The organism is Streptomyces sp. NPDC048383, assembly GCF_040651775.1.
Classification (GTDB): domain Bacteria; phylum Actinomycetota; class Actinomycetes; order Streptomycetales; family Streptomycetaceae; genus Streptomyces.
On sequence record NZ_JBEZKS010000033.1, the window covers coordinates 79967 to 91739 of the forward strand.

An 11773-nucleotide genomic window follows, 5' to 3' on the forward strand; every position below is an offset into this window, starting at 1 on the left:
CCCTGCGCCGCCGCCGCCCGGTGGGGTCGCCCGGCCGCCGCCCGTACGCGGCGGCCGGGCGACCCGTACCGGAACACCGTCGGGCCCGACGCGGGCCGTGCCGTGGTGCCCGCACGCGCGAAGGCCCCGCCCGGGCGGACCGGGCGGGGCCTTCGTACGCGGCGTGTCGCGGAGGTCAGTCCTTGATCTCGCAGATGGTGGCGCCCGAGGTGACGGAGCCGCCGACCTCGGCGCTCAGCCCGACGACGGTGCCGGAGCGGTGCGCGTTCAGCGGCTGCTCCATCTTCATGGCCTCCAGGACGACGACCAGGTCTCCCTCGTTGACCTGCTGACCCTCCTCGACGGCCACCTTGACGATGGTGCCCTGCATCGGGGAGGCGAGGGTGTCACCGGAGGCGGCCGGGCCCGACTTCTTCGCGGCGCGGCGCTTGGGCTTCGCCCCGCCCGCGGCGGCCGTGCGCGCCAGGGTCATGCCCAGCGAGGAGGGCAGCGAGACCTCCAGGCGCTTGCCGCCGACCTCGACGACGACCGTCTCGCGGCCGGGCTCGTCCTCGGTCTCCTCCGCGGCGGGAGCGACGAACGCCTTGATGTCGTTGACGAACTCGGTCTCGATCCAACGGGTGTGGACCGTGAACGGGTTGCCGCCCGCCGGGGCGAACGCCGGGTCGGCGACGACCGCGCGGTGGAAGGGGATGGCCGTGGCCATGCCCTCGACGTTGAACTCGGCGAGCGCGCGGGCGGCGCGCTGGAGGGCCTGCTCGCGGGTGGCGCCGGTGACGATCAGCTTGGCGAGGAGGGAGTCCCAGGCCGGGCCGATCACCGAACCGGACTCGACGCCGGCGTCGAGGCGCACACCGGGGCCGGACGGCGCGTCGAACCTCGTGACGGTGCCCGGCGCCGGGAGGAAGCCGCGACCCGGGTCCTCGCCGTTGATGCGGAACTCGAAGGAGTGGCCGCGCAGGACGGGGTCCCCGTAGCCGAGCTCCTCGCCGTCGGCGATCCGGAACATCTCGCGGACCAGGTCGATGCCCGCGACCTCTTCGGTGACCGGGTGCTCGACCTGGAGGCGGGTGTTGACCTCCAGGAAGGAGATCAGGCCGTCGGCGGAGACGAGGAACTCGACGGTGCCGGCGCCGACGTAGCCGGCCTCCTTGAGGATGGCCTTCGACGCGGCGTACAGCTCGGCGTTCTGCGCCTCGGAGAGGAACGGCGCCGGGGCCTCCTCCACCAGCTTCTGGTGGCGGCGCTGGAGCGAGCAGTCACGGGTCGAGACGACGACCACGTTGCCGTGGGAGTCGGCGAGGCACTGGGTCTCGACGTGACGCGGCTTGTCGAGGTAGCGCTCGACGAAGCACTCGCCGCGGCCGAAGGCGGCGACGGCCTCACGGACGGCCGAGTCGTAGAGCTCCGGCACCTCTTCGAGGGTGCGGGCGACCTTCAGGCCGCGGCCGCCACCACCGAACGCCGCCTTGATGGCGATCGGCAGACCGTGCTGCTCGGCGAACGCGACGACCTCGTCGGCCCCCGAGACCGGGTCGGGCGTGCCTGCGACGAGGGGGGCCCCGGCGCGCTGCGCGATGTGGCGGGCGGCGACCTTGTCACCGAGGTCGCGGATCGCCTGGGGCGGCGGCCCGATCCAGGTGAGTCCGGCGTCGATGACGGCCTGCGCGAATTCGGCGTTCTCCGACAGGAAGCCGTAGCCGGGGTGAATGGCGTCGGCCCCGGAATCGGCGGCGGCCTGTAGGACCTTCGCGATGTCGAGGTAGCTGGCGGCCGGGGTGTCACCGCCCAACGCGAAAGCTTCGTCTGCCGCGCGGACGTGCAGGGCATCCCGGTCCGGATCGGCGTAGACGGCTACGCTCGCGATCCCTGCATCCCGGCATGCCCGAGCAACGCGGACAGCGATTTCGCCACGGTTGGCGATGAGCACCTTGCGCACGATGGCTCCCTCCTTGAAACAAGCTGAGTTTAGGGATAGTCGACACGGCCTTTCGACCCTTTCCCGGAGGTGAGCTTGCCCACACGGAGCGTGATTCGAGGCAGGCTCTAGTCCGAAAACCCTTGTGTCGCCCCAGGTCAGGGAGATCCCAGACTGCACAGTAACCCTGATGGACGGCGCAGGTCTCTGTTCTCCGGGTCAGCCGCCCCCGTTGATTCTTTGTGGAGTCCCTACGAACGGCCTATGCATTCTTTGCGTGAGAGCCGTCACGGAGGGCCTCCGTAACGAAGCCGCCCCGACCCCTTGTCCGCAGGTTTACTCGTTAGTAGCCTCCAGGTCGTCGAACACGCTCGTGACGTGTGGGGGATGGGGGCGTCGTGCTGCGCAGAATCGTGGCCGGGCTGGCCGCGGTCGTGCTCGTCGCCGAGGCGGCGCTGCTCGTGCTCGTCCACCTGGTGCTGGGCCTGACCACCGCGAACCAGTCGATGTCCATCGCGGGCAGCGACCCGGAACTCATGTCCACGGCCACCTACGCGATGGGCGCCGGAGTCGGCGCGTTCCTGCTGCTGTGCGCCGTCGTGCTCGCCGTCGCCGCCGTACGGGACCGGTCGCCGGGCCGCTTCGGGCGCGTCCTGCTGATCGTCGCGGCCGTCCTGCACGCGTTGCTCGGCACGCTCGCCGTCGGGCTCGCCGGCTGGCCGGTCTGGGGCGCGCTGATGCTGGTCCTGTGCCTGCTCGTGCTGTGCCTGCTGCTCTACGCCGGGACCGCCGGGACCGCCGGGACCGCCAGGACCGACGGGGACGCCCCCGGCGCCCGGCCGAGGACGCCCCCCGGGCCGGTGGGGGAGGTCAGGCCCACAAGTCCGTGATGGACACGTCCAGTTCGCCCAGCAGGGAGCGCAGCAGCGGCAGCGACAGGCCGATGACGTTGCCCGGGTCGCCGTCGATGCCGTCGATGAACGGCGCGGACAGTCCGTCCAGGGTGAACGCCCCGGCGACGTGCAGCGGTTCCCCGCTCGCCACGTACGCCGCCACCTCCGCGTCCGTGGGCTCGCCGAAGCGGACCGTGGTGGAGGCGGTCGCCGAGACCTGACGGCCGGTGGCGGTGTCGACCACGCAGTGGCCGGTGCGCAGCACGCCCGAGCGGCCCCGCATGGACGTCCAGCGGGCGGTGGCCTCCGTCGCGTCGGCCGGCTTGCCCAGCGCCTCCCCGTCCAGCTCCAGCACCGAGTCGCAGCCGATCACCAGGGCGCCCGCGGCCTCCGGGAGGGCGGCCACCACGGCCGCCTTGGCCTCGGCGAGGGCCAGCGCGAGGGCGGCCGGCTCGTCGTGGTCCAGGGTGTCCTCGTCGAAGCCGCTGACGATCACGTGCGGGGCGAGCCCGGCCTGGCGCAGCAGGTTCAGCCGGGCGGGCGAGGCGGAGGCGAGGACCAGCGGGCGGCGCGGGCCCGTGGGCGGCGCGGGCTGTGGGGTAGCGGTCATGGGGCCATCGTAGGGCGGCTCCGCGGGCCGCCTAGAACGGGGCGACGCCCAGCAGGTAGACGCCCACCACCATCGCGAGGACGAGGACCACGAGCAGGCGCCGGAGCATCGCCTGGGCGTCGCGCATGTCCTCGGGCGGCTCGTCCTTCGGGTCTGACCAGAGCATGTTTCGATCCTGACGCCGGTACGCCGCCGGCGCCTGAGTACGCGTACTCAGGCGCCGGCGTGCGTCCACGCCATCTTCGCCGGGCCCGCTCCCGGGGGACGCGGGCCCGGGTTCAGCCCTGGCCGGGCCAGTACGTACGACCCCAGGCGCGGGGTCCCGGCCGCGGCAGCCTGCGGCGGGCCACCCGGGCCGGCGCGGCCCATTCGTCCGGAACCCGGGGCGCGCCCGACGGGGCCGAGGCCAGCGCCGCCGCGCGCGCTTGGACCACCGCCAGTGCGGCGGCCAGCTCCTCGGGGGTCGGGTTGCCCTTGACGACCTTGATCACCACAGAGTCCTCCTCGGGGGCTTGCCTCGCGGGCTTACAGGGGGATGTTGCCGTGCTTCTTCGGGGGCAGGGACTCCCGCTTGGTGCGCAGCTGGCGCAGACCCTTCACCACCTGCGCGCGCGTCTCGGACGGCATGACCACCGCGTCCACGTAGCCGCGCTCGGCCGCCGTGTAGGGGTTGAGCAGGGCGTCCTCGTACTCGGCGATGAGCCGCGCGCGGGTCTCGTCGGCGGTGCCGGCCTGCTCCGCCTCGGCGATGGCCCGCCGGTGCAGGATGTTCACCGCGCCCTGGGCGCCCATGACGGCGATCTGGGCGGTCGGCCAGGCCAGGTTGAGGTCCGCGCCCAGGTGCTTGGAGCCCATGACGTCGTACGCGCCGCCGAAGGCCTTGCGGGTGATGACGGTGATCAGCGGGACGGTGGCCTCGGCGTAGGCGTAGATGAGCTTCGCGCCCCGGCGGATGATGCCGTTGTACTCCTGGTCCGTGCCGGGCAGGAAGCCCGGGACGTCCACGAACGTCAGCACGGGCACATTGAAAGCGTCGCACGTTCGGACGAATCGCGCAGCCTTCTCGGAGGCGTTGATGTCCAGGCAGCCGGCGAACTGCATCGGCTGGTTGGCGACGATGCCCACCGGGTGCCCCTCGACGCGGCCGAAGCCGGTCAGGATGTTCGGCGCGAACAGCGACTGCGTCTCCAGGAACTCCGCGTCGTCGAGCACGTGCTCGATCACGGTGTGCATGTCGTACGGCTGGTTCGCGCTGTCCGGGATCAGCGTGTCGAGTTCGAGGTCGGTCCCGGAGACCTCGGTGTCCGCCTCCTCCGGGAACGCGGGCGGCTCGGAGAGGTTGTTCGACGGCAGGTACGCCAGCAGGGACTTGACGTACTCGATGGCGTCCTTCTCGTCGCCCGCCATGTGGTGGGCGACGCCGGACGTGCTGTTGTGCGTACGGGCTCCGCCGAGTTCCTCGAAGCCGACGTCCTCGCCGGTGACGGTCTTGATGACGTCCGGGCCGGTGATGAACATGTGCGAGGTCTGATCGACCATCACCGTGAAGTCGGTGATGGCGGGGGAGTACACGGCCCCGCCCGCGCAGGGGCCGACGACCAGGCTGATCTGCGGGATCACGCCGGAGGCGTGCACGTTGCGGCGGAAGATCTCGCCGTACATGCCGAGCGCGCTGACGCCCTCCTGGATGCGGGCGCCGCCGGAGTCGTTGATGCCGACGAGCGGGCAGCCGGTCTTCAGCGCGAAGTCCATGACCTTCATGATCTTCTGGCCGTAGACCTCGCCGAGGGCGCCGCCGAACACGGTGAAGTCCTGGGAGAACACGGCCACCGGGCGGCCGTCCACCGTGCCGTAGCCGGTGACGACGCCGTCGCCGTAGGGCCGGGTCTTCTCCAGCCCGAAGTTGGTGGACCGGTGCCGGGCGAACTCGTCGAGCTCTACGAAGGACCCCTCGTCCAGCAGCAGTGCCACCCGCTCGCGTGCCGTCAGCTTGCCCTTGGCGTGCTGCTTCTCCACGGCGCGTTCGGAACCTGCGTGGGTGGCCTCCTCGACGCGGCGCCGCAGATCCGCGAGCTTGCCCGCGGTCGTGTGGATGTCGATCGGCTCTGAGGGTTGGGACATCGGGGTCGCGGCTCCCTGTGTGGTGTCAACTGCCTGGTCAATTGATTGACTGCTGCTGGCTACTGGTGCGTAGCGTATCGGCGGGCATGGCGCTCGGCAGTGCGGCGTTTGACACACCTACATTGACTTGCATGACGCCATCAGATGCTCCAACCGGAGCTTCCGCGGGACGCTGGTCGAGCCTGGACCGTCCTCCCCTCAACACCGCGGCCCTGCGACGCGCCCTCGTGACCGAGGGAGGCCTGTGGACCTCCCTGGAGGTGGTCCCCGCCACCGGGTCCACCAACACCGACCTCGCGGCGCGGGCCGACTCGCTGCCCGAGGGGGCGGTGCTCGTCGCCGAGGAGCAGACGGCCGGGCGCGGACGCCTCGACCGCAGCTGGACGGCGCCGGCCCGGTCCGGGCTGTTCTTCTCCGTCCTCCTCAAGCCGGGCCCGGGCGTGCCGCAGGAGCGCTGGGGGTGGCTGACCCTGCTGGCCGGCGTGGCCACCGCGACCGGGCTGTCCCGGGCGGCGGGCGTGGACACCATGCTCAAGTGGCCCAACGACCTGCTGGTCGGGGTGGACGGCGAGGAGCGCAAGGCCGGCGGCATCCTCGCGGAGCGGGTGGCGGACGGGGTGGTCATCGGGATCGGCCTCAACGTGACCCTCACGGAGGACGAGCTGCCCGTCCCGACGGCCGGTTCGCTGCTGCTGGCCAAGGCGTCGGCGACGGACCGGGACCCGCTTCTGAAGACCGTGCTGCGCGCGCTGGAGCAGTGGTACGGGAACTGGCGCGACGCGGCCGGTGACCCGGGGGTCAGCGGGCTCCAGGAGGCGTACGCGGCGGGCTGCGCGACGCTGGGCAAGCACGTACGGGCGGACCTGCCCGGCGGGCGGACCCTCACCGGAACGGCCGAAGCGGTGGACGCGGACGGGCGGCTGGTGATCCGGACGGTCGAGGGCGAGCGGGAGGCGGTGGGGGCGGGGGACGTGGTGCACCTGCGGTCCGTGCGCTGACCCCGGCGGGGCCTGCCCCTGGTGCGCCGGGGGGCGGGTGCGGGTGGTTGCCGGGGGCTCCGCTCCCGGGCCCCCGCGCCGCGAACGCCGGCGGGGCCCGATTCGGCCGGTGTGGCCGGTCGTGGCGCTGGGGCAGATCCGGGGCTCCCCGGTGGGGGAGTGAGCTACGGCACACCTGCCGTATGGTTTAGGCGATCCCGGTCCTCCCGGTGATCACCCGGTTCGGCAGTGCGCGCGGAATGGACAGGAGGCGGCCCTTGACCGTCGACGACCCTACGTCCGGCGCGTCCGGGGCCGGCTCGGGGAGCGGCCCCGGGACCCCCATCGGGCGGGACCAGCACACGCCGCTCCACGAGGTCGACCACACGGCGCAGCCGACGGCCGATCCGTTGGCGATCCGGCTGGAGCAGCTGATCCTGGGCGCCGAGCGGCGGTACACGCCCTTCCAGGCGGCCCGTAGCGCCGGTGTGTCGATGGAGCTGGCCTCGCGCTTCTGGCGGGCCATGGGCTTCGCCGACATCGGCCAGGCCAAGGCGCTGACCGAGGCCGACGTACTGGCCCTGCGGCGGCTCGCGGGTCTGGTGGAGGCGGGACTGCTGTCCGAGCCGATGGCGGTGCAGGTGGCCCGGTCGACGGGGCAGACCACCGCCCGACTGGCCGAGTGGCAGATCGATTCCTTCCTGGAGGGGCTGACGGAGCCGCCCGAGCCGGGAATGACCCGTACCGAGGTCACCTACCCGCTGGTCGAGCTGTTGCTGCCGGAGCTGGAGGAGTTCCTCGTCTACGTGTGGCGGCGCCAGCTGGCGGCCGCGACGGGGCGGGTCGTGCAGGTCGCGGACGACGAGGAGATGGTCGACCGGCGCCTGGCGGTGGGCTTCGCGGACCTGGTCGGGTTCACCCGGCTGACCCGCCGGCTGGAGGAGGAGGAGCTCGGCGAGCTCGTCGAGGCCTTCGAGACGACGGCGGCCGACCTGGTGGCGGCGCACGGCGGCCGGTTGATCAAGACCCTGGGCGACGAGGTGCTGTACTGCGCCGACGACGCGGCGACGGCGGCGGAGATCGCGCTGCGGCTGATCGAGACGATGGAGGCCGATCCGCAGATGCCCGAGCTGCGGGTCGGTATCGCCTTCGGCACGGTGACGACGCGGATGGGCGACGTCTTCGGGACCACGGTGAACCTCGCCAGCCGGCTCACCTCCATAGCGCCGAAGGACGCGGTCCTCGTCGACGGGGCGATGGCCGAGGAGCTCGGGCGCACCGGCGCGGCGCCGCGCTCGGAGAAGTCGGCGGAGCTGGAGGAGGGCGGCGGCGCCTACCGGTTCGCGCTTCAGCCGATGTGGCAGCGGCCCGTGCGCGGACTGGGCGTCGTGGAGCCCTGGTCGTTGACGCGGCGGAAGCCTAAGATCCCCGGGTAACGTTCGTTAACCGGGAGGGTGGCGTGGCTGTGGACGAGGTCCGATTCGGGGAGTTCGTCGCGGTGCGGCGCCACGGCGACGGCGGCGCGGTCGCGGAGCTGGTGCTGGACCGGCCCAAGGCGATGAACGCCGTGTCGACGGAGATGGCGCGTTCGATCGGCTCGGCGTGCGCGGCGCTGGCCGCCGACGCCTCCGTACGGGTCGTGGTGCTGTCCTCGACGCACGAGCGGGCCTTCTGCGTCGGCGCCGACCTCAAGGAGCGCAACTCCCTCTCCGACGCCGAGCTGGTGCGGCAGCGGCCGACCACCCGCGGAGCGTACGGGGGCGTCCTGGAGCTGCCGATGCCCACCGTCGCGGCGGTGCACGGCTTCGCGCTCGGCGGCGGCTTCGAGCTGGCGCTGGCCTGCGACGTCATCGTTGCCGACGCGACGGCCGTGGTCGGTCTCCCCGAGGTTTCCGTGGGCGTCATCCCGGGCGGCGGCGGTACGCAGCTGCTGCCGCGCCGGGTGGGGGCGGCGCGGGCCGCCGAGCTGATCTTCACGGCCCGCCGGGTGGAGGCAGCCGAGGCGCTGTCCCTGGGCCTGGTCGACGCGCTGGCCCCGGCGGGCGAGGACCGTACGGAGGCCCTGGCGCTGGCCGCGCGGATGGCGGCGAACTCCCCGGTCGGGCTGCGCGCGGCCAAGCGGGCGCTGCGGCTGGGCCACGGGATGGACCTGTCGGCGGGGCTGGAGATCGAGGACGCGGCCTGGCGGACGGTCGCCTTCTCGGGGGACCGGGCCGAGGGCGTGGCGGCGTTCAACGAGAAGCGCAAGCCGAACTGGCCCGGGCAGTAACGAGGGCCGTGGCGGGAGCGCGCGCCGCGGGGCGGGTCGGTCCGGGGCCCCGAGGGGAGCGCGCGCCGCGGGGCCGGGTCGGTTCGGGCGTCGATCGGTGTGAGCGCTGCGGGGCGCAACGGTTCCGGGCCTCGATCGGTATGCGCGCCGCGGGGCGGGTCGGTTCGGTGCGTCGATCGGTGTGGGCGCCGCCGGGCGGGTCGGGCGGGTTCGGAGCGGGCGGCGGAGCCGAATGCCGGGCCGACCGTCACCGAATCGGGCAAAACTCCCTAATCTGGAGTGATGGGAGTTGACGGGCGGCTCAGAGCCGTCGTGGGGCTCGCGCAGGCCATGGCGGCCGCCTGTGCGCCGCGGGACAGCGTCCGGGCGGCCGCGCGAGGCGCGCGCCTGGCGATGGACGGCTCCTTCGCCGCCATCTCCGCCTGGGAGCGCGAGCGGGGCCGGCTGCGCGTCCTGGTCAACGAGGGGGAGCGGCGGGCCGGGGAGGAGGAGTTCCCCCAGGACGAGTCCTACCCCGTGCACGACTTCCCGGAGATCACCGAGTTCCTCCACGAGCGTTGGGTCGGCGGCGGCGGGCCGCACGCCTGGGTCGAGAGCGCCGTCGGGGAGCGCCCCGGACGGCGGGGCGAGGCGCTGCGCCGGCGCGGCCGGGGCACCTGCGTGGTCGCGCCGATCGTGCTCAGCGGGCGGGCCTGGGGGGAGCTCTACGTCGCCCGGGACGAGGGGCTGCCCGACTTCGACGAGGACGACGCGGAGTTCGCGACGGTGCTCGCGGCCGTCGTCGCCGCCGGGCTCGCGCAGAACGAACGCCTCGAAGAGGCCCGCCGGCTCGCCTTCACCGACCCCCTCACCGGCCTCGCCAACCGGCGCTCCGTGGACATGCGCCTCGACGAGGCGCTGGAGGAACACCGGAGGACAGGGGTCGTGGTGAGCCTGGTCGTGTGCGACCTGAACGGGCTCAAGAAGGTCAACGACACGCTCGGCCATGCCATGGGCGACCGGCTGCTGGAACGCTTCGGCTCCGTCCTCAGCCTGTGCGGCGCGATGCTCGCCGGCACCCTCGTGGCGCGGCTCGGCGGCGACGAGTTCTGCCTCGTCAGCGTCGGACCCCCCGCCGACGACGTCGTCCGCGTCACCGAGGAGGTGTGCCGGCGGGCCGGCGCGCTCGAACTCGGGGAGGGCGTGGCCTGTGGGATCGCCTCCACCGGGGACCCCATCGGGCTCGTCAAGTCCTCCCGGCGGCTGTTCCGGCTCGCCGACGCCGCCCAGTACAAGGCCAAGGCGGCCCGCTCCCCGCATCCGGTCGTCGCGGGCCGCGACACCGCCGTCGTACGCCTCGCGGACGCGGCCGCGCAGGAGGGCCCGGGCGAGCGGCGCCGGTTCCGCGGCCGGGGGTGAGGGCGGCGCGCGGCGGGTGCGCGCGTAAGGGGCGGTCGCGCTGCCCGATCGTGACGAACTCGGGTGGTGACATGAAGAGATTCAGTCCGTAGGGTGCTGAATATGGATATGCACACTGTCGTGGTGGGGACGTCCGGAACCACCGCCGAGGACGTCATCGCCGTGGCCCGCGGCAACGCGCGGGTCGAGCTGTCCGGCGAGGCGCTCGAAGCCCTCGCCCGCGCCCGCGCCATCGTCGACGCGCTGGCCGCCAAGCCCGAGCCCGTCTACGGGGTCTCCACCGGCTTCGGCGCCCTCGCCTCCCGGCACATCAGCCCCGAGCTGCGCGGCCGGCTCCAGCGCAACATCGTCCGCTCGCACGCCGCCGGCATGGGCCCGCGCGTCGAGCGCGAGGTCGTGCGCGCCCTGATGTTCCTGCGGCTGAAGACCGTGGCCTCCGGGCACACGGGCGTGCGGCCCTCCGTCGCGCAGACCATGGCGGACGTGCTGAACGCCGGGATCACCCCGGTCGTCCACGAGTACGGCTCCCTCGGCTGCTCCGGCGACCTCGCGCCGCTGTCCCACTGCGCGCTCGCGCTCATGGGCGAGGGCGACGCGGAGGGCCCCGACGGCACCGTCCGCCCCGCGGGCGAGCTGCTCGCCGAGGCCGGCATCGAGCCCGTCGAGCTCCGCGAGAAGGAGGGCCTGGCCCTCCTCAACGGCACCGACGGCATGCTCGGCATGCTGATCATGGCCCTCGCCGACCTGGGCACCCTCTACACCTCCGCCGACATCACCGCCGCCCTCACCCTGGAGGCGCTGCTCGGTACGGAGAAGGTCCTCCAGCCCGAGCTGCACGCCATCCGCCCGCACCCCGGCCAGGGCGCCTCGGCCGCCAACATGGCGGCCGTGCTGAAGGGCTCCGGGCTGACCGGGCACTTCCAGGAGGAGTCCGCCCCGCGCGTCCAGGACGCCTACTCGGTGCGCTGCGCGCCGCAGGTCTCCGGCGCGGGCCGGGACACCATGGCGCACGCCGCGACGGTCGCCTCCCGCGAGCTGGCCGCCGCCGTCGACAACCCGGTGGTGCTGCCGGACGGGCGCGTGGAGTCCAACGGTAACTTCCACGGCGCCCCCGTCGCGTACGTGCTGGACTTCCTGGCCATCGCCGCCGCCGACCTCGGCTCCATCGCCGAGCGCCGCACCGACCGGCTGCTGGACAAGAACCGCAGTCACGGCCTGCCGCCGTTCCTCGCGGACGACGCCGGCGTGGACTCCGGCCTGATGATCGCCCAGTACACGCAGGCGGCCCTGGTCAGTGAGATGAAGCGGCTCGCGGTGCCGGCCTCGGCCGACTCGATCCCCTCCTCCGCCATGCAGGAGGACCACGTCTCCATGGGCTGGTCGGCCGCGCGCAAGCTGCGTACGGCGATCGACAACCTGACCCGGATCATCGCGATCGAGCTCTACGCGGCCACCCGGGCCATCGAGTTGCGCCACGGGCTGACCCCGGCGCCGGCGAGCCGGGCCGCCATCGGCGCGGCGCGCGCGGCCGGGGTGCAGGGTCCCGGGCCGGATCGTTTCCTCGCCCCCGACCTGGCCGCCGCCGAC

General features: G+C 73.3%; 11 protein-coding genes. 6 read left to right on the forward strand and 5 right to left on the reverse strand.

Going from position 1 to position 11773, the window contains the following annotated elements; translation table 11 throughout:
- Positions 1 to 175: 175 nt before the first annotated feature.
- The gene (locus AB0D46_RS22515) at positions 176 to 1939 is read right to left on the reverse strand and encodes a biotin carboxylase N-terminal domain-containing protein (RefSeq protein WP_362879853.1); all 1764 of its coding nucleotides are present in this window, start codon (positions 1937 to 1939) and stop codon (positions 176 to 178) included.
- A 377-nt stretch (positions 1940 to 2316) separates the two neighbouring features.
- On the opposite strand from AB0D46_RS22515, the gene AB0D46_RS22520 reads away from it, so the two are divergent.
- Positions 2317 to 2808: a hypothetical protein gene (locus tag AB0D46_RS22520; RefSeq protein WP_362879854.1), complete on the forward strand. Its 492-nt coding sequence runs from the start codon at positions 2317 to 2319 to the stop codon at positions 2806 to 2808.
- Here the strand turns inward: AB0D46_RS22520 and AB0D46_RS22525 are convergent.
- The 4 genes from AB0D46_RS22525 to AB0D46_RS22540 all read right to left on the reverse strand — a co-directional run bounded on the left by AB0D46_RS22525 (position 2789) and on the right by AB0D46_RS22540 (position 5542).
- Positions 2789 to 3421, reverse strand: coding sequence for a nucleoside triphosphate pyrophosphatase (locus tag AB0D46_RS22525; protein ID WP_362879855.1), 633 nt, complete (start codon positions 3419 to 3421; stop codon positions 2789 to 2791). The genes AB0D46_RS22520 and AB0D46_RS22525 overlap by 20 nt on opposite strands.
- Before the next feature lie 31 nt (positions 3422 to 3452).
- On the reverse strand, positions 3453 to 3587 hold the full coding sequence (locus AB0D46_RS22530; protein WP_362879856.1) for a hypothetical protein: 135 nt from the start codon (positions 3585 to 3587) through the stop codon (positions 3453 to 3455).
- Between the two features lie 112 nt (positions 3588 to 3699).
- The gene (locus AB0D46_RS22535; protein ID WP_362879871.1) at positions 3700 to 3912 is read right to left on the reverse strand and encodes an acyl-CoA carboxylase epsilon subunit; all 213 of its coding nucleotides are present in this window, start codon (positions 3910 to 3912) and stop codon (positions 3700 to 3702) included.
- A 34-nt stretch (positions 3913 to 3946) separates the two neighbouring features.
- On the reverse strand, positions 3947 to 5542 hold the full coding sequence (locus AB0D46_RS22540; RefSeq protein ID WP_362879857.1) for an acyl-CoA carboxylase subunit beta: 1596 nt from the start codon (positions 5540 to 5542) through the stop codon (positions 3947 to 3949).
- 131 nt (positions 5543 to 5673) lie between these two features.
- Here AB0D46_RS22540 and AB0D46_RS22545 point away from each other — a divergent pair, with 131 nt between their 5' ends.
- The 5 genes from AB0D46_RS22545 to hutH all read left to right on the forward strand — a co-directional run.
- The gene (locus tag AB0D46_RS22545; RefSeq protein ID WP_362879858.1) at positions 5674 to 6540 is read left to right on the forward strand and encodes a biotin--[acetyl-CoA-carboxylase] ligase; all 867 of its coding nucleotides are present in this window, start codon (positions 5674 to 5676) and stop codon (positions 6538 to 6540) included.
- 257 nt (positions 6541 to 6797) lie between these two features.
- Entirely contained in the window at positions 6798 to 7955 is a 1158-nt protein-coding gene (locus AB0D46_RS22550) for an adenylate/guanylate cyclase domain-containing protein (protein ID WP_362879859.1), read from the forward strand.
- A gap of 29 nt (positions 7956 to 7984) precedes the next feature.
- Positions 7985 to 8788 carry an enoyl-CoA hydratase-related protein gene (locus AB0D46_RS22555; protein ID WP_362879860.1) on the forward strand — a complete coding sequence of 268 codons (804 nt, stop codon included), beginning with the start codon at positions 7985 to 7987 and terminating at the stop codon, positions 8786 to 8788.
- 282 nt (positions 8789 to 9070) lie between these two features.
- Positions 9071 to 10186: a GGDEF domain-containing protein gene (locus AB0D46_RS22560; RefSeq protein ID WP_362879861.1), complete on the forward strand. Its 1116-nt coding sequence runs from the start codon at positions 9071 to 9073 to the stop codon at positions 10184 to 10186.
- 108 nt (positions 10187 to 10294) lie between these two features.
- Positions 10295 to 11773 (forward strand): histidine ammonia-lyase (gene hutH, locus AB0D46_RS22565; protein WP_362879872.1); only part of this gene is annotated, 1479 nt, incomplete at its 3' end.

Coding starts and splice junctions, on each gene's coding strand:
- AB0D46_RS22530 (WP_362879856.1), bottom strand. CDS start 3,587: ATGCTCTGGTCAGACCCGAAGGACGAGCCGCCCGAGGACATGCGCGAC.
- AB0D46_RS22540 (WP_362879857.1), bottom strand. CDS start 5,542: ATGTCCCAACCCTCAGAGCCGATCGACATCCACACGACCGCGGGCAAG.
- AB0D46_RS22545 (WP_362879858.1), top strand. CDS start 5,674: ATGACGCCATCAGATGCTCCAACCGGAGCTTCCGCGGGACGCTGGTCG.
- AB0D46_RS22560 (WP_362879861.1), top strand. CDS start 9,071: ATGGGAGTTGACGGGCGGCTCAGAGCCGTCGTGGGGCTCGCGCAGGCC.
- AB0D46_RS22525 (WP_362879855.1), bottom strand. CDS start 3,421: ATGACCGCTACCCCACAGCCCGCGCCGCCCACGGGCCCGCGCCGCCCG.